Raw genomic sequence first — 20,059 nt, forward strand, 5'->3', positions numbered from 1 at the left:
GCGGAGTCAGGCAGGTCAGTCGACCCAGCGAGGAGTCCAGACCCGGCCAGTCGGCGAGACGCGCGTGCTGGAGGCGCCGATGACGACGAGACAGCCCATGTCGACAGACTCCGGGTCGAGCTCCCCGAGGGTCGTGACCCTGAGCTCTTCGCCATCACGACCGACATTCCGGGCCACGACGACGACGCGCTCGGGAGGCGCCACCTCACGGACCGCGTCGAGTGCCTCGCCGAGCTGGTGCGGGCGGCTGCGGGAGCGCGGGTTGTAGAGCGCGACAGCGAGGTCCGACCGCACAGCCGAGGTGAGCCGGTCGAGCAGCACGTCCCACGGCTTGAGCCTGTCAGAGAGCGAGATGAGCGCGTGGTCCGCGCCCAGCAGGGCGCCAGCGAGCGCACTCGCTGCATGTGCGGCCGTGATCCCCGGAACCACAGTGATCGGCACCTGGGCGTATCGCTCGTCGTCGACCATCGCTGCCTCGGCTGCCTCGAACACTGCGGCAGCCATGCCGAAGACACCGGCGTCACCACCGGAGACCACGGCGACGTCGTCGCCCTTGAGGGCGAGGTCGAGGGCGTGGCGGCCACGGTCCACCTCGACGGTGTTGCCCGTGGCGTGCCGAGTGAGGCCGGGACGTTGGGGCACGCGGGCCACGTAGGGCGCGTAGCCGATGACGTGCTGGACCCGGCTGAGGACGTCGCTCGCCTCCGAGCTCAGCCACTTGTCCGGGCCAGGTCCGAGGCCCACGACATGGACCGTTCCGATGCTGGGCTCGCCTGTGGCGGAGACAGGTTCGCGTATGCCGTCCGTGGACGCTCGTCCAGCCGCATCGGCTCGCAGGTCCTCACCGGGCACGATGACGATGGACATGTAGGGCACGGTCTCGGGGTCGACGTCGCGGACCGGGACGACCCGCTGACCCGAGCGGCTCGCGTGCTCGACATACACGGCGCGGTCGAGCAGCCCGGCCTGGCGGAGGGCCTCCCGCACCCCCTCAAAGGTGCGGCCGAGCTTCATGATCACCGCGGCGTCCGTGTCGGCGAGGCGGCGGGCCAGCTCGGGTACGGGCAGCGTGCCGGGGAGCACGGTGACCGTGTCCTCATGGCGGGAGAGGCCGGACCCGACGGCGGCGGTGGCCGCGGCCATCGCGGTGATGCCCGGGACGACCTCGGTCGGGAACTCGTCGCGCAGGAGGTCGTGGACATACATGAACGACCCGTAGAAGAGCGGGTCGCCCTCGGCCAGGCAGACGATGCTGCGTCCCGCTGCCAGATGAGTCCGGAAGCGTCGGGCGCACTCGTCGTAGAAGTCGGCCAGGGCGCCGTAGTAGCCCCCCGGGTGGTCGGTGGTGCCCGTCGTCACGGGGTAGACGAGCGGCTCCTCGACGACCCCCGCCCGGATGTGGTCGGCGGCGATGCTGCGCGCTGTCGACTCCCGATGGGCAGCGCGGTGATAGGCGACGACGTCAGCCGAGCCGATGAGCGAGGCGGCGCGCAGGGTGATGAGGCCCGGGTTGCCGGGGCCCACGCCGACGCCATAGAGGTGGCCGGGCTGGGCAGTCCCACTCACGCGAGCTCGTCCTCGGTGGCGAGGGCGTTGAGCGCGGCAGCGGCCATTGCGGAACCACCACGTCGACCATGGACGACCAGCCACGGGACCTGCGAGCCGTCGGGCAGCACGTGCTCCGCCAGGGCCATCTTGGACTCGGCCGAACCCACGAAACCCACGGGCAGGCCGACGATGGCTGCGGGTCGTGGGCCGCCGTCCAGGATGACCTCGAGCAGGTGGAACAGTGCGGTGGGGGCGTTGCCGATGGCGACGACGGCCCCTTCCAGCCGCTCACCCCAGAGGGAGACGGCGGCGGCAGCTCGCGTCGTGTCCCAAGTGGCAGCCAGGGCCGGCACACGGTCGTCGCGCAGGGTGCAGATGATCTCGTTGTCGGCCGGGAGGCGGCGACGGGTCACCCCGGACGCGAGCATCTGCGAGTCGGTGATGATCGGGGCGCCGCTCCTGAGCGCCGTGCGAGCGGCGCGGACGACACCTGCATGAGCGGCAATCCGACCAGTGATCTCCACGTCGCCGGACGCGTGGATGATCCGCGTCGCCACTGTGTGGAGGTCGCTCGGCAGGGAGGACAGGTCGCTCTCGTCGCGGATCATCGCGAACGAACGGCGATAGATCTCCTGACCTTCGGTGACGTAGTCGTAGCGGCGGGTGGGCGCTGCGTGCTCGCTCACTGTTCTCCTCGAGTGGCTGCGGTGGCTGTGGGGACCGTGGTGGTCAGAGCCGCGACCACGTCGTCGACGGTTGGCGGTGCGACGAGAACCCTGTCGGATGCTCCTGTGCCACACCGCCGTTCGCACCCGACGACGTGCACGTCCTGTGTGGCCGTCAGTCGTCGGGACGCCACCGTCTCGGCCGCGGATCGCGCGAGGTCGAGGGTGGGGACCGTCGTGCGCCGGCACGACGGGGCGCCGACACAGGCAGAGATTCTGGCCCACGGCCCCTCTGGCTCCGTCACCAGCCCCGCCGAACGCAATGACTCGACGCGTGCCGCTCCGCTGGGCACCACGAGCGAGCGCCACGGCGTGATGACGACCTCGTCGGCAGCTTCGGCCAGCGCCTCCACGTGCTGGAGCGTGAGCATCCCCAGTGGGACTCCGGCCACCAGGTCGGTTCCCACGACGCCCGGGACCAGGGGTGCAGCGGCCACCGCCGTGGACGGTTCCAGACCCTCGAACACAGGCGAGTCGGACGGCAGGTCACACACGTTCCACGCGCCGTCCGGCGCCGTCTCGACAAAGCGCAGGGCGACGTCGACCATCGCTCGCACAGCGTGAGCCGGAGCGACCTCGCGACCGAGCCGACCGGCATACAGGGTTCCCGATCGTTCCGAGGTCTGCTGGTAGGCCACGTCCCACCTCTCCGAGAGCACCGACGCGGAGGCGTCGGAGATCGCGAAGAGGAACCGCCCGGGCAGCTGCGCCAACCGCGGCTCTGCCCTCAGGGCTGCGTCGAACGAGGCGACGAGCGGGTCGAGGTCGCGCGCCAGGGGGGCAGCGAGGATGTTGCGCACCCGCTCGTGCGAGGCCGACGGCAGCAGCCCGGTGGCCTCCACCGCTTCGATGACCGCGAGGGGCAGCGGGTTCGGCAGAGCGCGTAGCTGCAGGTTGCCACGTGAGGTCACCTGCACCACCGGGGCGCCGTGGGCGGCAGCGATCTCGACCACCTCGCGCAGCACGGACACGGCAACCCGACCACCCGGCATACGCAGTCGCACCAGTGCGCCGTCGTCCGCGACGAACGGGCGCAGCAGGCCCGGGCATCGGTCGAGAGGCGAGCGTTCGGACACGGCGGTCACAGTAGCCCGACCGACCGTTAGGCTGCCCACGGCTGCGAAGGACGGAACCCGGTGCGAATCCGGGACGGTCCCGCCACTGTGAGCCCCGCCCCTGTCTCGACGACAGGGTGTGGGTCAGTCAGGAACGTCGTCGCAGCTGGCTCGACGAAAGCCGTCGGGTCCAGCCGTCACGGGGCGAGGAAACCCCGGAAGGAGCCTCACGGCCCATGCCCCGCATCGCCCTGCTGTCGACCTCCGACACCGACCTCGTCTGCGCCCGCTCGAGCGGTGCCGACTACGTCTGGGCCAACCCCAGCCGCCCGGGCCACACCGACATGGCCGCCGCGATCGAGGGTGCCGACATCGTCGTGGCCCGCATCCTCGGCTCGCCGCAGGACCTCTGCTCCGGCTTTGCCCGCATCCGCGCCACGGGTGTCCCCCTCGTCGTCCTCGGCGGCGAGCAAGCCCCCAACGCAGCCCTCATGGCCGAGTCGACTGCCCCCGCGGGCGTCGTCCACGAGGCCCACCGCTACCTGGCCCAGGGTGGCGCCGACAACCTCCGCGAGCTCCACTCGTTCCTCTGCGACACCCTGCTGCTGACGGGGGACACGTTCGAGCCGCCGATCGAGCTGCCCCGGTGGGGAACGCTGGAGCGCAGGGCGACCACCGACGGCCCACGCGTCGCCGTGCTCTTCTACCGCGCCCAGCAGGCTGCCGGCAACACCGACTTCGCCCATGCTCTCGCTGACGCCATCGACGACGCCGGGGGAGTGGGCGTGCCCGTCTACGCCACCTCCCTGCGGGACGCGCCCGAGGACCTGCTCGAGCACCTCGGCACCTACGACGCGATCGTCACGACCGTGCTTGCCGCCGGTGGCACACGGCCGGCGACGGCCTCCGTTGGTGAGGACGACGACTCGTGGAACGTCGCGGCCCTCGCCGCGCTCGACGTCCCGATCCTCCAGGGCCTTTGCCTCACGTGGAGTCGCGAGGAGTGGAGCCAGTCCGACGAGGGGATGTCACCCCTTGACGTCGCCACCCAGGTCGCGGTGCCCGAGTTCGACGGCCGCATCATCACGGTGGCGTTCTCCTTCAAGGAGACCGACTCCGACGGTCTGCCGCACTACGTCGCCGACCCCGAGCGGTGCGCCCGCGTGGCCGGCATCGCCGTCGGTCATGCCCGCCTGCGCCACACGCCGCCAGCTGAGCGCAAGATCGCGATCCTCCTGTCCGCCTACCCGACCAAGCACTCCCGGATCGGCAACGCCGTCGGCCTCGACACCCCCGTCTCGACCATCCGGCTGCTGCGCGCCATGCGCGAGGCGGGATACGACCTGGGCGAGCGGGGCGGCATACCCGGCCTCGACGACGTGGAGCCGCGCGACGGGGAAGCCCTCGACACCACGGCCGGCAACGCCCTCGTCCATGCGCTCATCGCCGCCGGCGGCCAGGATCCCGAGTGGCTGACCGACGGTCAGCTCACCGAGCACCACGTGCGCATTCCGAGCAGCCGGTATGCCGGGTGGTTCGCCTCCCTTCCGGCTGACCTTCGCGACGGCATGACGCAGGCGTGGGGTGAGGCGCCGGGCGAGCTGTTCGTCGACTCGTCGGCCGTGGCCGAAGGCGGCGAGCCCGCGATCGTCTCGGCCGCGCTGCAGTCCGGCAACATCGTGCTGCTCGTGCAGCCGCCGCGCGGGTTCGGCGAGAACCCCATCGCGATCTACCACGACCCCGACCTCGCGCCGACGCACCACTACATCGCGACCTACCGGTGGATCGAGGAGGAGTTCGGCGCGCACGCCGTCGTGCACATGGGCAAGCACGGCAACCTCGAGTGGCTGCCGGGCAAGAACCTCGCCCTGTCCGCCGGCTGTGGCAGCGACGCGGCGCTCGGCTCGGTCCCGCTCATCTACCCGTTCCTCGTCAACGACCCGGGCGAGGGCACGCAGGCCAAGCGCCGCGCCCACGCGACCATCGTCGACCACCTCGTGCCGCCGATGGCGCGGGCCGAGTCCTACGGCGACATCGCCCGGCTCGAGCAGCTGCTCGACGAGTACGGCAACGTCGCCGCGATGGACCCGGCCAAGGCACCGGCCCTCCAGGGTGAGATCTGGACGCTCCTCCAGGCCGCGAAGCTCGACCAGGACCTCGGCCTCACCGAGCGCCCGGACGAGACGGGCTTCGACAAGCTGGTCGGCGAGATCGACTACTGGCTCTGCGCGGTCAAGGACGTCCAGATCCGGGACGGGCTCCATGTCCTGGGCGAGGCGCCCTCGGGCGAGGGGCTCGACAACCTCGTTCTTGCCATCCTCCGTGCCGGTCAGGTGTTCGGCGGCCAGCAGGACGGGGTGCCAGGTCTGCGAACGGCCCTGGGGCTCAGCGACACCGGTGCCTCGACCAGCGAGACGGACGCCGCCGAGGAGACGGCGGGGCGACTCGTCAAGGCGCTGTCCGCCCGCGACTGGGACGTCGCCGCCGTGCCGGAGATCGTCGCCACCGAGCTGGGCTCACGGCATCCCGGCGTCGAGGCCTCCCTGCGGTTCGCGTGCGAGGAGGTGGTCCCGCGCCTGGCCGGCACGACCGGTGAGATCCCGATGGTGCTCCACGCCCTCGACGGCGGCTACGTCCCGGCGGGTCCTTCGGGCTCGCCCCTGCGCGGCCTCGTCAACGTGCTGCCGACGGGCCGCAACTTCTACTCGGTCGATCCCAAGGCGATCCCGTCACGCCTCGCCTACGAGACCGGCGTCGCGATGGCGGAGTCACTGCTGCAGCGCTACCTCGACGAGGAGGGCGAGCTGCCCCGCTCCGTCGGTCTCTCGGCCTGGGGCACGTCGGCGATGCGGACCTCCGGTGACGACATCGGCGAGATCCTCGCCTTCCTCGGCGTGACCCCCCGATGGGACGAGCAGTCCCGCCGCGTCATCGGTCTCGAGGCGATCCCGCTGGCCGAGCTCGGGCGTCCCCGCATCGACGTCACGGTGCGCATCTCGGGCTTCTTCCGCGACGCGTTCCCGCACGTCATCAACCTCATCGACGACGCGGTCGCACTCGTCGTCGGCCTCGACGAGCCGCTGGACCAGAACTATCCCAAGGCTCACGCCACGGCCGACGCCCAGCAGCACGGCGACGAGCGACGCGCTCGCACAAGGGTCTTCGGATCCAAGCCCGGGTCCTACGGCGCCGGCATCCTCCAGGTCGTCGAGTCGGGCACCTGGCGCGACGACAAGGACCTCGCCGAGGTCTACACCGTGTGGGGTGGCTTCGCCTACGGCCGTGACCTCGACGGCGCACCGGCCCGCGACGACATGGAGCGCAACTACACGCGCATCCAGGTCGCAGCCAAGAACATCGACAACACCGAGTCCGACATCCTCGACTCGGACGACTACTTCCAGTACCACGGCGGCATGGTCGCGACCGTTCGTGCGCTGACGGGTTCGGACCCCAAGGCCTACGTCGGAGACTCCACCACTCCCTCGAGCGTGCGCACCCGCACCCTGCAGGAGGAGACCAACCGCATCTTCCGTGCCCGGGTCGTCAACCCGCGCTGGATGGCGGCGATGCAGCGCCACGGCTACAAGGGTGCGTTCGAGCTGGCGGCGACCGTCGACTACCTCTTCGGGTTCGACGCGACCGCCGGTGTCGTGCCCGACTGGATGTACGACCGGATCGCGCACGACTACGTCCTCGACAAGACCAACCAAGACTTCATGCGCCACGCCAACCCGTGGGCCCTGCGCGGCATCGTCGAGAAGCTCTCCGAGGCCGCCGACCGCGGGCTGTGGGAGGAGCCGGACCCGGAGGTCATGGACCAGATGCGTCAGGTCTACCTCGACGTCGAGGGCGACCTCGAGGAGTGAGCGCCGAACGCACGACACCATCGGGTCCGGCCACGACGTCATGGCCGCGCCCCACACCTCTCGTCGGGGACGCGACGAGCGCCCAGGAGCGCAGCGCCGACCCGTCCGGCTGGGCGTTCGAGCCGGGCGTGATCGCGAGCCTCGACGACGTCATCGCCGGCCGCCGCGACATCCGCCGGTTCCGGTCCGATGCGGTTCCCGAGCACCTGCTCATCGAGGTGCTCACCGCCGGCCACCGGGCCCCGTCGGTGGGCCACTCGCAGCCGTGGCGGTTCATCGTCGTGCGCGACCCTGGCATCCGCGACCGGGCCGCCCACCTCGCCGACCGCGCACGCCTGGACCAGGCTGCGCTGCTGACCGACGACCGGGCTGCCCGGATGCTCGACCTCAAGCTCGAGGGCCTGCGTGAGGCGCCCGTCGGAGTGGTCGTCGTCTGTGACCGACGCACCCCGGCCAGTGGCGTCCTCGGCCGCGCGACCTTCCCGGACGCCGACCTGTGGTCGTGTGCCTGCGCCATCGAGAACATGTGGCTGGCCGCCCGGGCACGCGGCCTGGGCATGGGCTGGGTGACCCTCTTCGATCCCGCCGAGCTGGCCGGCCTGCTCGAGCTGCCCGAGGACGTCGTCCCCATGGGGTGGATGTGCCTCGGCTGGCCCGACGAGCGCCCGCCGTCGCCCGGGCTCGAGCGGGCTGCCTGGTCGAAGCGGATGCCGCTGCACGAGGTCGTCATGCGCGACCGGTGGACTGATGACGGTGCAGCGCACCCGCTCTCGCACCTCGACCGGTTGCCGCAGGAGACAATCGTGTCGGCGACCGACGAGGCCGACGGACTCCTCGCACCACCCGAGTCGCTGGGAGTGCTCGACCGCGTCCTGAGCCGTGTCGAGGCACTGGGGCGAGGGCGTATGCCGCTCGGCGGCACCGTGGTCCTCGCCGGCGCCAGCCACCCGGTCGCGTCATGGGGCGTGAGCGCCTATCCGGACCGGGTCACGCGGGACGTGCTCGAGGCTGCCGTGGCCGGCGTCGCGATGGGCGCCATGAGCGCGAGGTCCGCCGGACTGGACCTCGTCGTCGTGGACGCGGGCACTGCGGGCGGACAGGCCGTCCCGGGCGCCATCGATGCGCGCCCCACCGAGCCCCGCGGGGATCTCGTGAACGCCGACGCGCTGCACCGCACCGACGTGGACCGGCTCCTTGACGCCGGACGGCGGCTCGGGCAGCACGCTGCACGCTCCGGGATCGTCGTCCTGGGCGAGGTGGGCATCGGCAACACCACGGTTGCCGCGGCCCTCACCTGTGTCGTGACGGGGTTGTCCCCGCGCGACGCCGTCGGTGTCGGTGCAGGGGCCGACACCGACATCGTCGAGCGCAAGCAGGCCGCCGTGGCCGCCGCTCGCGAGCGGTTCGGGGCACGCGCGGACTCGTGGCGCGACGACCCGGCCGACCTTCTGGCCGGACTGGGCGGACCCGAGATCGCCCTGCTCACCGGCGTCGTGCTCGGCGCCGCCGACGCGGGCGCCCCCGTGGTCCTCGACGGACTCGCGGGTTCACTGCCCGGCGTCCTCGCAGCCGCCATCGAACCCAGCGTGCAGGCCCACCTCATCGCCGGGCAGCGGAGCCGCGAACGCGCCCACGGCAAGGTCCTCGGCCTGCTCGGCCTCGAGCCCCTCCTCACCCTGCGCCTGCGCTCCGGCGAAGGTGTCGGCGCCGCCCTAGCGGCATCACTCGTCCTGCAGGGCCTGCGGACCCGGCGCGAGATGGCTCGGACGGAGCCCTGAGCGGGCGGGTTCACGGATAGGGTCCGGAAGCATGGACATGCTCAAGAGCGACGAGATCACCGCGGCCGGGCTGACCGACTGGCGCAAGCTGGCCCAAGGGCTGCACGCCCGCTACCTGGTCGACGACTTCGCCGCCGGCGCCCGGTTCGTCACCGCTCTGGGCGAGGCAGGCGACGCACTCGGACACCACCCGCGCGTCTCGATGGGCAAGGGATGTGTCGACCTCAAGCTGGTCACCGACGACGCCATCTATCGCGATGACGACGGCACCGAGTACGTCATCGAGTGGCCGACCCAGCAGGACGTCGACCTGGCCCGACGAATCACCGAGATCGCCGTCGACCACACGCTCAAGGCCGACCCGACCTCGGTCAGCGTCGTCGAGCTGGGCCTCGACACGGCGAGGTCCGGCACCATCGCGCCGGTGTGGGCCGCCCTGCTGACCGGGAACGCCGAGGCACAGGGCCACGGCTCACCCGGCGACGAGATCCGGGACGCCACGGGACGCGTGCCGAACCTGTGGTTCGGCGAGGCCGGCGCGGACGAGACTCCCCGTCAGCGGTTCCACGTCGAGGTCTACGTGCCGGCGGAGGTTGCCGAGCAGCGGATCGCCGCCGTCGTTGCCGCGGGCGGGACCGTCGTCGATGACAGCGACGCGCCCTCACTCACCGTGATCGCCGACCAGGACGGCAACACCGGCGTCCTGTGCGTCGAGGGGTGACGCGGGAGTGAGCGCGTAGGTGTCCATCACCCAGCCGTGCTCCTGACGCAGCCGGGCGCGCACCCCGACGATCTCGTCGATGACGTCGGCCAACCTCCCGGCGCGCAGGACCTGTTGTGGCAGACCAAGATACGCGCCCCAGTGGATCGTCAGGTCCGGAGCGCGCTCCACCAGCTCACGACACCGCAACGATGCGTCGAGCATGACGACGACGGTGCCGAGCGCGGGTGACCACTCGTCGACCAGCCGCCGCCCGGTGGTGATGTGCACGGGTTGGCCGATCCCGTTGAGGACGATGCCGTGCTCGGCGGCGAGGACCTGGATCGCGGACAGTCCGGCGGTGACCCGGACTCGCAGCGGCAGCCGCTGCGCCACCGCGTCGACGATGCGGATGGTGCTGTCGTAGAACGCGGGATCACCCCACACGAGGAACCCCACGGTCTCGCCAGCCGGCAGACCGTCGATGATCTCGGCGTAGCGCTCCGCTCGCGCTGCGTGCCACGCATCCACACCGGTCCGGTATGCCGCCCGGTCCCGGTGCGCGTCCGGCCCACGTTCCGGGTCGGTCACCGTGACGATGCGAAAGGTCCCCTCGTCGAGGAACGCCTCGCAGATGAGCCGACGGACGGCGACGAGCTCGTCCTTGACCTCGCCCTTGTCGGCGACGAGGAAGACGTCGCACTCGCGCAGCGCGTCGATGGCCTGCCCCGTCACGTGGGCGGGGGAGCCCGTGCCGATGCCGATGATCCGGACCTCGCGTGGGTTGCGCTGTGCTGCCACGGCGTTCACCGGGTGAGCTCCAGGAGCAGTTCGTGGTCGAGGTGTTCGTCGACGGCGTCGGCGAGGGCATCGATCATGGCCTCACGCCGCTGCGCGAACCCGCGGGCCGTCTCGTCCGGCTGCCAGGACGAACCAGCCGTCGCCGCGACCTCGGTGAGCCAGGCACGTCGGAAGTCGTCGCACTCGAGGGTGCCGTGCCAGATCGTGCCCCACACCGTGGCGGAGGCAGTCCCGCCGGGGAAGGCTCGGTCATCCGACACCGCGCCGTGGTGGATCTCGTAGCCCTCGACCCGGTGCCCCCGCCACTCGCCGGTCGGGCGGGCCAGCACCTTGTCGGGGAGGAATGTCACCGTCGTGGGCAGCAGGCCCAGCCCGGCAACCCGTCCAGCGTGCTCACTCTCGACCGGGTCGTCGATCCACTGCGCCAGCATCTCGTAGCCACCGCAGATCCCGAGCACCGCGCGCCCGTGCGCCGCCCGCCACGAGACGACGTCGGCCAAGCCGGTCGACCGCAACCACTCGAGGTCACTCACCGTGGCCCGCGAGCCGGGCAGGACGAGGAGGTCGGCCTCACGGCATACATCGGGGTCTGTCGTGACCCGAACGTCAACGCCGGGCTCGACGGCGAGGGCGTCCACGTCGGTGGCGTTCGACGTCCGCGGGAAGCGCACGACGGCCACCGACAGCCGGTCGCCCGAGGTGTCCGACGAGGGCCGCCAGCGACCGATCGACAGGGCGTCCTCCGAGTCCAGCCAGACGTCCTCGAGCCACGGGAGAACGCCGGCACACGGCATACCAGTCCGTTCGGAGACGACCTCGAGGCCCGGGGTCAGCACGGACTCGTCGCCGCGGAACTTGTTGACGACATAGGCCCGCAGCAGCGGTCGATCGGCATCGTCCACCAGGCCCCACGTGCCGAACAGGGCCGCCAGCGCGCCTCCACGGTCGATGTCCGCGACCAACAGGGCAGGCAGGGAGAAACGCTGTGCCAGGCCGAGATTCACGTAGTCACCGGAGCGGAGGTTGACCTCGGCAGGAGATCCGGCGCCCTCCGCCACGACGAGGTCGACCGAGGCGGACAGCTCCTCGAAGGCCTCGAACGCAGCGTCGGCGAGGTGCCGTCGCCCGGTGGCGTACTCACCCGCGACGAGCTGCCCGGCGGGCTTCCCCCGCACCACGACGAACGCGCGTCGGTCACTGCCGGGCTTGAGCAGCACAGGATTGTGGACCGATGTGGGCTCGACCATGGCGGCCTGCGCCTGCAGGTACTGCGCCCGACCCATCTCGGACCCGTCGCGGCACACCATGGAGTTGTTCGACATGTTCTGGGCCTTGAACGGCGCGACCCGGATGCCCTGGCGCGACCACAGGCGGCACAGCGCCGTCACGACGAGGGACTTCCCCGCATCGGAGCTCGTCCCCGTCACCAGCAGTCCCGACACCCGGCGGAGTCTACGCAGCCCTACAGTTGCCCGGTGCGCGCGCTCCAGCTCCACCTCGTCCGCCACGGACAGTCCAGCTGGAACGTCGAGGGTCGGCTCCAGGGCCAGACCGCCCATCCCGAGCTCACGGACCTCGGTCGCGCCCAGTCGGCGGCTGCGGCGGACCTCCTCGCCGAGCGGATCGCCGGCACCGGCACCGTCGCCGTGGTGTCGAGCGACCTCGTGCGCGCGCGTCAGACCGCCGCCGTCATCGCCGCCGCCCTCGGTGTGGCCGTCGCGAACGACCGCGATCTGCGGGAACAGTCGCTGGGCGAGCTCGAAGGGCGGCTCACGAGCGAGCTCACGGCCGAGGGGGTGCCGGACGGACTGCACGTCAGTGAGGTGAGATGGGGCGGTGGTGAGAGCCTCGCCGACGTCCATCGACGGCTGGCCTCACCCATCGCCCGGGCACACGGGGCACCCCACGACCACGTCGTCTGGGTCACTCACGGTGACACGATGCGCGTGGCGCTCGCCCGGCTCGAGGGACGCACCCACCGCGAGGTCGAGTGGGTCCCGATCACCAACGGCGCGGTCGTGACGGTGACCGTCCCTCGCGCCTGACCGGGGTTCATCAGCGTGTGCTGGGATGGTGCGCATGCTGCCCTTCCGCCAGGTCGACGTCTTCAGCTCCGAGCCATGGCTCGGCAACGCGCTCGCCGTCGTGCACGACGCCGATGGCCTCAGCGACACGCAGATGGCCGACTTCGCCCGCTGGACCAACCTGTCGGAGACGACGTTCCTCAGCGCGCCGACGGATCCGAAGGCCGACTACCGGGTCCGGATCTGGACGACCGGCGGCGAGCTGCCCTTCGCGGGCCACCCGACGATCGGCAGCGCCCACGCCTGGCTCGAGGCCGGGGGAGTGCCGCGGGGTGAGACCGTCATCCAGGAGTGCGGGGCAGGCCTCGTCACCGTCCGTCGGAGCCCGCGACTCGGGTTCGCCGCACCCCCGCTGATCCGCTCGGGCGACGTCGATGCCGGCCTGCGCGCCCGCATCGTCACCGCGCTGGCCGTCGACGACTCCGCCGTCGTCGACCTGGCCTGGGCCGACAACGGACCTGGCTGGGTGGCCGTCGACCTCGGCTCCGCACAGGCGGTCATCGAGGTGGTGCCCGACATCGCGGCCTTTGCCGACCTCAAGGTTGCCGTCATCGGCCGCTGGGACGCCACCCGCGCGACCGAGCTCGGCGCCGACGTCGAGGTGCGCGCCTTCTATGCCGACGGCCGCGACTTCGGTGAGGACCCCGTCACCGGAAGTGCCAACGCCGCGCTGGCGCAGTGGCTCACCGGCACCGGCGCCCTGCCCGACAGCTACGTCGCGCGGCAGGGATCGGTCATCGGCCGTGACGGCCGGGTGCACATCGAGGCCGCCGACGGTGAGGTCTGGGTCTCCGGCGACGCCGTGACGCGCATCACAGGCGCGGTCGACCTCTAGGCCCGGGACAGCGCTGCAGCGAGCGTCTCGACGCCTGTCACCGGGGCGTCACAGACGTAACCACGGCACACGTATGCCGCTGGCTCGCCTCCGACGAGCGGCCTTGCCTCGAGCAGTGGTTGCCCGGGGGAGTCCGGCGTCCCACGGGCGATGACGACGCCGGGAGACGTGCTGGCGCGCGCCGCGAGCAGCATCTGGTCGGCCACGGGTCCGTCGCCGACGATGGCCACCTGGAGCGGGCCGGCCAGAGCAGCCTCGGCAACCGCCAGGGCCCAGCCGGCGAAGCGTGGATCGCGGGCCGCGAGTGCACCCACGCCGGCCAGCGCGCCGTCAGCCGCCTCGCGGTGGCGGGTCGAGCCGGTGAGCGCGGCGTACGTGAGCCACGCGCCGGCGAGGGAGGAGACCCCCGAGGGTTCGGCGTTGTCGGCCTGGCTGCGGGGTCGGGTGAACAGCTGCTCAGCGTCGTCCGCCGTGTCATGGAGGACGCCCTCGTCGTCGACGAAGTGGTCCAGGGCGACATCGAGGATCGCCCCGGCCTCGGCCAGCCAGCGAGGGTCACCCGTCGCCTGGTGCAGGGCGAGCAAACCCTCGGCAAGGTTCCCGTGGTCGTCGGCGACCCCGGCCGCACTCCCGACGACGCCGTCCCGCGACGCGCGCCGAAGCCGACCGTCGACCACGTGGGCCGCGACGACGAACTCGGCACACCTCGCCGCCGCCTCGACGAGGTCGGGGCGGTCGAGGAGGACACCGGCGTCGGCCAGACCGGCGATCGCCAGGCCGTTCCAGGAGGTGACGACCTTGTCGTCACGGGCGGGCTGGGGCCGCTGGAGCCGTGCCTCGAGGAGCGTGCGACGAACCCCGGCCCACCACGACGGGTCCTCTGGGTCGGCGAGCACCTGGAGGGTCGACGAACCGTGCTCGAAGGTGCCGGCCTCCGTCACCGAGAGGAGGTCCGCCGCACGCGCCCCGTCCTCCGGCCCCAGCACCGCGACGAGCTCCGCTGGCGTCCAGGCATAGGTGGCGCCCTCGACGCTGACGCCGTCGACGAGGGTGTCGGCATCGAGGGCGGACGCGAACCCGCCCTCCGCCGTGCCGAGGTCACGGATGACGAAGTCCGCTGTCTCAGCTGTGATCCGGCGCGCCAGGGGATCGCCGGTCGCCCGCCACAGGTGGGCGTGGACGCGCAGCAGCTGTGCGTTGTCGTAGAGCATCTTCTCGAAGTGAGGGACCACCCAGTCCGCATCGACGGCATACCGTGCGAAGCCGCCTGCGAGCTGGTCGTAGATGCCGCCCCGGGCCATGGCCTCGCAGGTGCGTCGGGCCATGGAGAGCGCGTCGGCGTCGCCGGTGCGGGCGTGGTGGCGGAGCAGGAACTCGAGCACCATCGACGGCGGGAACTTCGGCGCGCCACCGAAGCCGCCGCGCGCCACGTCGTAGTGCTGCCGCAAGGTCGTCGCCGCGCTCCCGAGCGCCTCGACCGTGATCACCGCCGGGGCCGTCGGTGCCGTCAGCTCGCGCAGCTGCCCCGCGATGTGGGCGCCCGACTCCACGACGTCGGCGCGTTGCTCGGTCCACACCTTCGTGACGTTCGCGAGGAGTGCGAGGAACTGCATGCGTGGGAAGTAGGTGCCGGCGAAGAACGGGTCGCCCTCCGGTGTGAGGACGCACGTCATCGGCCAGCCCCCGTGCCCGGTGAGGGCGGTCGTGGCGTTCATGTAGACAGCATCGACGTCGGGCCGCTCCTCCCGATCCACCTTGACGGCAACGAAGTTCGCGTTGACGGCCTCGGCCACTCCCACGTCCTCGAACGACTCGTGAGCCATGACGTGGCACCAGTGGCAGGCGGCATACCCGACGGACAGCAGGACGGGCACATCACGGCGGCGGGCCTCTGCGAAGGCCTCCGGGCCCCATTCCCACCAGTCGACGGGGTTGTCGGCGTGCTGGAGCAGGTACGGGGACGTGGACTGCGCGAGCCGGTTGGCCATGCCTCCAGCCTAGGCGGGCCGCTGCGGGCCCTCGCGGACCATGGCCCGCACGATCTCCAGCCGCAGCGTCTCCGGGTCGAGGTCGGTCAGCAGCCAGGTGGCGCCCGCGGCCAGCCACGGAGCTGGATCCGTGCCGGGAGCCAGGTCGATGGCGACGTCGAAGGGTCGCGCCGGGTCCTCGCGCAGGTCCTGCACGCGCTGCACGGCCTCCGCCAGCTGGTCCGGGGAGGTGAGGTTGACCGGGAAGAAGCCGTCGTGAGCGGCGGCCCTGCGCAGCGGCCGCGGGTTCCCCGGGAAGCCGGCCACCCAGACGGGGATGGTGTCGTGCACCGGTCTCGGAGCGAACGTGAGGTCGTCCACGAGGTGGTGGGTGCCGTGATGGTGGACGGGCTGCCCGGCCCATGCGGCGCGCAGGATCTCCAGGCTCTCGTCGAGCATCTCGGCCCTGGTCCGGTCCGCGACGGGCTCGCCCGTGCGCGAGTACTCCTGCGCGAACCGGTCGCTGCCCAGCCCCACGCCGAGCACCAGCCGACCGCGGCTCAAGCGGTCGAGGGACACGCTCTCGCGGACGACCTTGGTCGGGCGACGCCGCGAGAGCGGACTGACCATCGGCCCGAGGGCGATCCTCGACGTCAGGGTGGCTGCTGCCGCGAGGCAGACCCAGGGGTCGGCGACCGCCAGCACCGGTGCGCGCCAGACGATCTGGTCCCAGACGAACAGCCCGTCCCAACCCGCCGCCTCGGCATCCACAGCGAGGTCGGCCACGACGCGCGGGTCGGCGAGCTCGTCGAAGAGCGGCAACCAGACACCGGCCTTCACGCCGGTTTCCGATCCGTGTGCGAGACGAGGGCATCGACGAACTCGCCCCATCGCTCCGCCGGCAGCTCGTGACCAGTCTGTTCGAGCACGACGAGCTCGGCGGCGGGAAGCGCGTCGCGCAGGGCAAACGCGTGGGCCAGGGGGAAGACCGGGTCGAGGTCGCCGTGCACGACCAGGGCGGGCATGCTCACGTCACCGAGGCCGCCGCCCACCGGACCGGGTGTCTCGATCGCGAAGTGGTTGTCGGTGCTCCTCAGGTCGCGGGTCCGGCTCGCGTCGAGCTCGGCGAGGGCGCGCACCCGGCCTTCGTCGAAGAACGGCGAGCCACCCCAGAACGCCCGGATCACCCGGACCATGTGGTCGACCCACGCAGTGTGGTCGGCGGGATCCGGCGCGTCATGCTCGAAGGCCTTCATGAGCTCGGGCGTCGGCGGCGGCAGGCCGGGGTCACCGGGCGACGTGGCCATGAAGGTCACGGTCTCGACCCGTTCCGGGTGGTCGACGGCGAGGATGAGTGCCGTCCCTCCGGACATCGACCGGCCCACGACGTGTGCCTGGTCGATGCGGAGGGCGTCGAGGATCCCGATCGCGTCCTGTGCCAGGTCGGCCATGTCGTATGCCGGGTGACCGGCCGGGTCGTTCGTCGAACGTCCCGTGTCGCGCTGGTCGTAGCGGATGACGAACCGGCCCGCAGCGCCGAGCCGCTCGCAGAGCTCGTCCTCCCACCAGATCATCGACGTCGCCGCACCGTGGATGAGGAGGATCGCAGGGTCGGCAGGGTTGCCCGCGGTCTGGACGCACAGCTCGACGTCGTGGACCTGAAGCATCGTCTCGGGGTTCATGGGCACCGACGCTAGGGCGACCGTCGATTCATGAAAAGCGATAGTTCTTGATCATCGTGATCGGCACCGCTGATACTGGACGCATGCTGGACCTTCGCCTCCTCACCCAGGGGGTCACCTCGATGGTCCGGGCCGGCCTCGGCGTCGCGGTCATGCCGTTGCTCGCCGTGTGGGGTCAGCGTGACGACGAGGCGTTGTCCTTCCACCCTTTGGAGCCGGCGGTGCCCGACCGCGTCGTGCACCTCGTCTGGCGCGGCACCCTCTCGCCACTGGCCGGGCGGCTGCGCGACGTGGCCGTCGACGCCGGGCGACGTCTCGTCTCGGAGCTCACCCTCGCCCAGGCCGCTTCTCGGCCTCGTCCCTGAGCAGCTGCGGTCGCGCTCAGTCCTCGAGCGCCTTGAGAAGGGTGAGGTTCTTCGAGAGCTCGACCTCGTCCCCGTCGACCGCCGCCCAGAGGATCTCGACACCGCAGCGCACGATGCACCAGAGCCGGCCGACCTCCTCGTCGAGGCCAGCCGCGTCGCACGTCACCTCGAGCCGGTGGCGCACCGACCATCGCATGGCAGCGCCGGTGCCGAGCTCGTCGAACCTGTTGCGCAACAGCGGATGCAGCTCGTAGCCGGGGTGGCCGGCCAGCGGCTTGGGGTCGATGGAGAGCCACGGGGCGCGCTCGGCGGCGAGGACGTTCTGGAAGTGCAGGTCGGTGTGCAGCAGCACCCTGGGCCCCGGCTCTGCGAGCAGGTCCCGGGCCAGGCCCGTCACCCGTGACGTGACCCGTCGCGGCACGTCGGTGCGCTGGCGCAGCTTGGTGAGATAGGGATCGAGGTATGCCGTGAGCGTGCGGATCGAGGGTGGTGCCGCCACGTGCAGCTCGCGGTAGAGACCGCCGATGGTGGCGCACGCCTCCTCGATGTCGACGGTCTCGAGGTCGCGGCTCGCGTCGAGGCGTTCGAGCAGGAGTGCCCCGCGCGACGGGTCGGCGGCCACGAGGCGCACCGATCCCCGTCCGTCCCAGGCCCGCAGGGCCAGGTGCTCCTGCGCGGACTCGACGTGGGGCCACCCCACCTTGAGCACGAGCGGGTCGCGCTCGCTACCTCGCCGCACGACGGGGTGCACGACGGCGGTCCACCCTGTCATCGGCTCCCCGGTGACCCTGAGGTCCCACGCATCGAGGCACTCGCGGGTGATCCGGTCCACGTCCCGTGCCCAGTCGGCCCCCGTCGGCCCACCTTCGGACGGGAGCCGGCTCATCCAGGTCAGCCACTCCGACGGTGCGTGTGGGTCGGGACCGGGCGGTGGGCTCACGCGAGTCCAGGGAACGGTGCGAGAGGCACGCCGTGCCGATGTGTCTGTGCCGCAACGGTTCCGAGCCACCGGGGAACAGCGGTGAAGGCAGAGTCCGCATCCCTCTCGGAGAGGGGTGCGAGGGCCGAGCCGAAGGTGGCCAGCAGGGTGGTCATCGCCTCCTTCGCGAGGGAGGCAGCCTCCGCCGGCGTGGTGACGCGCCGGGGCAGGGCACGCCCGAGCTCCGGGGCGGGCGCGGCGTCACCGGTCGCGGTGACGAGCTCGGCGGTGAGGCGCCCGAGTCTCCCGATGCCCTCGAGCCCCGCCCTGCGCGCCGGCTGCGGCGAACGTGCGGCAGCGACCTCGAGGAGATAGGTGGCCGAGCGAAGGGCTGTGACGAGGGGGGCGAGCGCAGCTGGTGTCGACCACACCGCTGGCACGTCCGGTGCCGGATCCGGCTCGAGGGTCGCGATCTCCAGCGCCGCGTGGGCCTGCCCGAGGAGCGCGAGCAGCGTGGGTCGGAGCTCTACCTCCGCGAGAGCGCAGCCGGCGCCGGCCGTGACGACGGAACGCTCGACGGCCACCAGGGTCGCGGGCGCCGTGGAGGGCGACGGCGACGGCGACGATGACGTGGATGGTCCTGCCGAGGTCGACGCCGAGGGTGGGGTCGACGGCAACGACAGCTGGTCCTCGGGCACCCCACGCTGTCGCAGGGCGTCGTGGAGCACCCTCGCCTGCCGCTGGTGCAGGGGAGCGAGCAGAGGCGAGATGCGTTGCTTCGGGTCCGCCGGCGCGACCGCCGCCGCCTGCACGGCGGCCAGGAGCCGGAGCAGTGCGTCCTCGCCCTCGATCGGTGAGCGGGTCGGGACGAGCGGCACGCGCGGCGCGTCGTCCTCGAGGCGGATTCCGCAGCCCGCCAGGGCGGTGACGGCGACGCCGACGGCCCCCGCCGTCACGAGGCGCCGGGACGGGCCCTGGCCCGTCGAGGAGACGTCACGCATGGCGGCATCCTCGCACGCGTGGAAGGGCGTGCCACCTCACGGCTAGAGTGGACGATGCTGCGACAAGCCTGCCAACGGCATACGACGCCTCCCTGGCGACGGAGGCACGACGACGGTGGTCGCGGTGATGACTCGAGAACTACAGAGAGGGAGACCGATGACTTCAGACGCTGGAGTGCAGGAGCTGATCGACGGCGCGCTGCACGGTTCGGGACTGGTCCTCGAAGAGGTCGTCGTGACTCCCGCCGGACGTCGCCGTGTCGTGCGGGTCGTCGTGGACCGGGTCCTCGAGGCCACGGGCGACGTCACCGAGACCCAGCGCCCCCTCACCCTCGACGAGATCGCCAGTGCCACCCGCACCGTGAGCGACGCACTCGACGAGTCCGACCTGCTGGGCGCCCAGCCCTACACGCTCGAGGTCACCTCGCCGGGGGTCTCGCGTCCGCTGACCGACGCCCAGCACTTCCGGCGCAACGTGGGCCGCCTCGTGGTGCTCTCACCCGTCGACGGCGAGTCCGTGACCGGCCGCATCACCCGCGCCGGATCCGACGACCTCACGCTCCACGTCCCCTCCGTCAAGAAGACCCCCGCGCGTGACGACACCTATCCGTATGCCGCGATCGCCCGCGCCGACGTGCAGGTCGAGTTCTCGCGGCCGGAGGACACGGACGCCACCGACACACCCGCGGACGACGACCCCGTCGACGCCCCGCTCGACAAGGAGAACTGA

17 protein-coding genes and 1 riboswitch are annotated in these 20,059 nt (G+C 71.8%); of the genes, 7 read left to right on the forward strand and 10 right to left on the reverse strand.

Annotated elements, in window-relative coordinates:
* Window positions 1–15 precede the first annotated feature (15 nt).
* The 3 genes from ACFQW8_RS14495 to ACFQW8_RS14505 are packed head-to-tail and all read right to left on the reverse strand — an operon-like array spanning window position 16 to window position 3,349.
* Window positions 16–1,566 (reverse strand): precorrin-2 C(20)-methyltransferase, encoded by a 1,551-nt coding sequence (locus ACFQW8_RS14495; RefSeq protein WP_380088447.1) that lies wholly within the window; start codon window positions 1,564–1,566, stop codon window positions 16–18.
* Window positions 1,563–2,234, reverse strand: coding sequence for a precorrin-8X methylmutase (locus tag ACFQW8_RS14500; RefSeq protein WP_380088449.1), 672 nt, complete (start codon window positions 2,232–2,234; stop codon window positions 1,563–1,565). The genes ACFQW8_RS14495 and ACFQW8_RS14500 overlap by 4 nt, the downstream gene beginning before the upstream one ends.
* A complete protein-coding gene (locus ACFQW8_RS14505; RefSeq protein WP_380088451.1) occupies window positions 2,231–3,349 on the reverse strand; it encodes a cobalamin biosynthesis protein CobG in 1,119 nt (372 codons plus the stop codon). The genes ACFQW8_RS14500 and ACFQW8_RS14505 overlap by 4 nt, the downstream gene beginning before the upstream one ends.
* 3 nt (window positions 3,350–3,352) lie before the next feature.
* Window positions 3,353–3,504, forward strand: a riboswitch (cobalamin riboswitch).
* A gap of 60 nt (window positions 3,505–3,564) precedes the next feature.
* On the opposite strand from ACFQW8_RS14505, the gene cobN reads away from it, so the two are divergent.
* The 3 genes from cobN to ACFQW8_RS14520 are packed head-to-tail and all read left to right on the forward strand — an operon-like array spanning window position 3,565 to window position 9,696.
* Window positions 3,565–7,197: a cobaltochelatase subunit CobN gene (cobN, locus tag ACFQW8_RS14510; protein ID WP_380088453.1), complete on the forward strand. Its 3,633-nt coding sequence runs from the start codon at window positions 3,565–3,567 to the stop codon at window positions 7,195–7,197.
* Entirely contained in the window at window positions 7,194–8,975 is a 1,782-nt protein-coding gene (gene bluB, locus ACFQW8_RS14515; RefSeq protein WP_380088455.1) for a 5,6-dimethylbenzimidazole synthase, read from the forward strand. The genes cobN and bluB overlap by 4 nt, the downstream gene beginning before the upstream one ends.
* A 31-nt stretch (window positions 8,976–9,006) precedes the next feature.
* Window positions 9,007–9,696, forward strand: a complete 690-nt coding sequence (locus ACFQW8_RS14520; protein ID WP_380088457.1) for a VOC family protein — start codon at window positions 9,007–9,009, stop codon at window positions 9,694–9,696.
* Here the strand turns inward: ACFQW8_RS14520 and cobF are convergent.
* Together cobF and ACFQW8_RS14530 are read right to left on the reverse strand one after the other, a co-directional pair.
* Window positions 9,637–10,476 carry a precorrin-6A synthase (deacetylating) gene (gene cobF, locus ACFQW8_RS14525; protein WP_380088459.1) on the reverse strand — a complete coding sequence of 280 codons (840 nt, stop codon included), beginning with the start codon at window positions 10,474–10,476 and terminating at the stop codon, window positions 9,637–9,639. The two genes, ACFQW8_RS14520 and cobF, sit on opposite strands and share 60 nt — an antisense overlap.
* 5 nt (window positions 10,477–10,481) lie before the next feature.
* The gene (locus ACFQW8_RS14530; RefSeq protein WP_380088460.1) at window positions 10,482–11,918 is read right to left on the reverse strand and encodes a cobyric acid synthase; all 1,437 of its coding nucleotides are present in this window, start codon (window positions 11,916–11,918) and stop codon (window positions 10,482–10,484) included.
* 33 nt (window positions 11,919–11,951) lie between these two features.
* Here ACFQW8_RS14530 and ACFQW8_RS14535 point away from each other — a divergent pair, with 33 nt between their 5' ends.
* Complete coding sequence (locus ACFQW8_RS14535) at window positions 11,952–12,521, forward strand: histidine phosphatase family protein (protein WP_380088462.1); 570 nt, start codon at window positions 11,952–11,954, stop codon at window positions 12,519–12,521.
* A 34-nt stretch (window positions 12,522–12,555) separates the two neighbouring features.
* Window positions 12,556–13,395 (forward strand): PhzF family phenazine biosynthesis protein, encoded by an 840-nt coding sequence (locus ACFQW8_RS14540; protein ID WP_380088463.1) that lies wholly within the window; start codon window positions 12,556–12,558, stop codon window positions 13,393–13,395.
* On the opposite strand, the gene ACFQW8_RS14545 is transcribed toward ACFQW8_RS14540, so the two are convergent.
* From ACFQW8_RS14545 to ACFQW8_RS14555, 3 genes are read right to left on the reverse strand one after another with little or no spacing between them, the layout of a single operon-like run.
* Window positions 13,392–15,383 (reverse strand): thioredoxin domain-containing protein, encoded by a 1,992-nt coding sequence (locus ACFQW8_RS14545; protein ID WP_380088465.1) that lies wholly within the window; start codon window positions 15,381–15,383, stop codon window positions 13,392–13,394. The genes ACFQW8_RS14540 and ACFQW8_RS14545 overlap by 4 nt on opposite strands.
* Window positions 15,384–15,392: 9 nt before the next feature.
* Window positions 15,393–16,202, reverse strand: a complete 810-nt coding sequence (locus ACFQW8_RS14550) for an LLM class flavin-dependent oxidoreductase (RefSeq protein WP_380088467.1) — start codon at window positions 16,200–16,202, stop codon at window positions 15,393–15,395.
* A complete protein-coding gene (locus tag ACFQW8_RS14555; protein ID WP_380088468.1) occupies window positions 16,199–17,044 on the reverse strand; it encodes an alpha/beta fold hydrolase in 846 nt (281 codons plus the stop codon). Before ACFQW8_RS14555 ends, ACFQW8_RS14550 begins: the two co-directional genes overlap by 4 nt.
* An 83-nt stretch (window positions 17,045–17,127) precedes the next feature.
* Here ACFQW8_RS14555 and ACFQW8_RS14560 point away from each other — a divergent pair, with 83 nt between their 5' ends.
* On the forward strand, window positions 17,128–17,409 hold the full coding sequence (locus tag ACFQW8_RS14560) for a LysR substrate-binding domain-containing protein (protein WP_380088469.1): 282 nt from the start codon (window positions 17,128–17,130) through the stop codon (window positions 17,407–17,409).
* Window positions 17,410–17,425: 16 nt separating this feature from the next.
* Here the strand turns inward: ACFQW8_RS14560 and ACFQW8_RS14565 are convergent, their stop codons facing one another.
* Window positions 17,426–18,295, reverse strand: coding sequence for an aminoglycoside phosphotransferase family protein (locus ACFQW8_RS14565; protein WP_380088471.1), 870 nt, complete (start codon window positions 18,293–18,295; stop codon window positions 17,426–17,428).
* Window positions 18,296–18,345: 50 nt separating this feature from the next.
* The gene (locus ACFQW8_RS14570) at window positions 18,346–19,329 is read right to left on the reverse strand and encodes a hypothetical protein (RefSeq protein WP_380088473.1); all 984 of its coding nucleotides are present in this window, start codon (window positions 19,327–19,329) and stop codon (window positions 18,346–18,348) included.
* Between the two features lie 157 nt (window positions 19,330–19,486).
* Here ACFQW8_RS14570 and rimP point away from each other — a divergent pair, with 157 nt between their 5' ends.
* Window positions 19,487–20,059, forward strand: coding sequence for a ribosome maturation factor RimP (gene rimP, locus ACFQW8_RS14575; protein WP_380088474.1), 573 nt, complete (start codon window positions 19,487–19,489; stop codon window positions 20,057–20,059).

It is taken from the genome of Knoellia altitudinis (genome assembly GCF_042666355.1).
GTDB lineage: Bacteria > Actinomycetota > Actinomycetes > Actinomycetales > Dermatophilaceae > Knoellia > Knoellia altitudinis.

Excerpts from the sequence above, each read along its gene's own strand:
- cobN (WP_380088453.1), top strand. The coding sequence starts at position 3,565 with ATGCCCCGCATCGCCCTGCTGTCGACCTCCGACACCGACCTCGTCTGC.
- ACFQW8_RS14520 (WP_380088457.1), top strand. The coding sequence starts at position 9,007 with ATGGACATGCTCAAGAGCGACGAGATCACCGCGGCCGGGCTGACCGAC.
- ACFQW8_RS14540 (WP_380088463.1), top strand. The coding sequence starts at position 12,556 with ATGCTGCCCTTCCGCCAGGTCGACGTCTTCAGCTCCGAGCCATGGCTC.
- ACFQW8_RS14545 (WP_380088465.1), bottom strand. The coding sequence starts at position 15,383 with ATGGCCAACCGGCTCGCGCAGTCCACGTCCCCGTACCTGCTCCAGCAC.
- ACFQW8_RS14555 (WP_380088468.1), bottom strand. The coding sequence starts at position 17,044 with ATGAACCCCGAGACGATGCTTCAGGTCCACGACGTCGAGCTGTGCGTC.
- ACFQW8_RS14560 (WP_380088469.1), top strand. The coding sequence starts at position 17,128 with ATGCTGGACCTTCGCCTCCTCACCCAGGGGGTCACCTCGATGGTCCGG.
- ACFQW8_RS14565 (WP_380088471.1), bottom strand. The coding sequence starts at position 18,295 with ATGAGCCGGCTCCCGTCCGAAGGTGGGCCGACGGGGGCCGACTGGGCA.
- ACFQW8_RS14570 (WP_380088473.1), bottom strand. The coding sequence starts at position 19,329 with ATGCGTGACGTCTCCTCGACGGGCCAGGGCCCGTCCCGGCGCCTCGTG.
- rimP (WP_380088474.1), top strand. The coding sequence starts at position 19,487 with ATGACTTCAGACGCTGGAGTGCAGGAGCTGATCGACGGCGCGCTGCAC.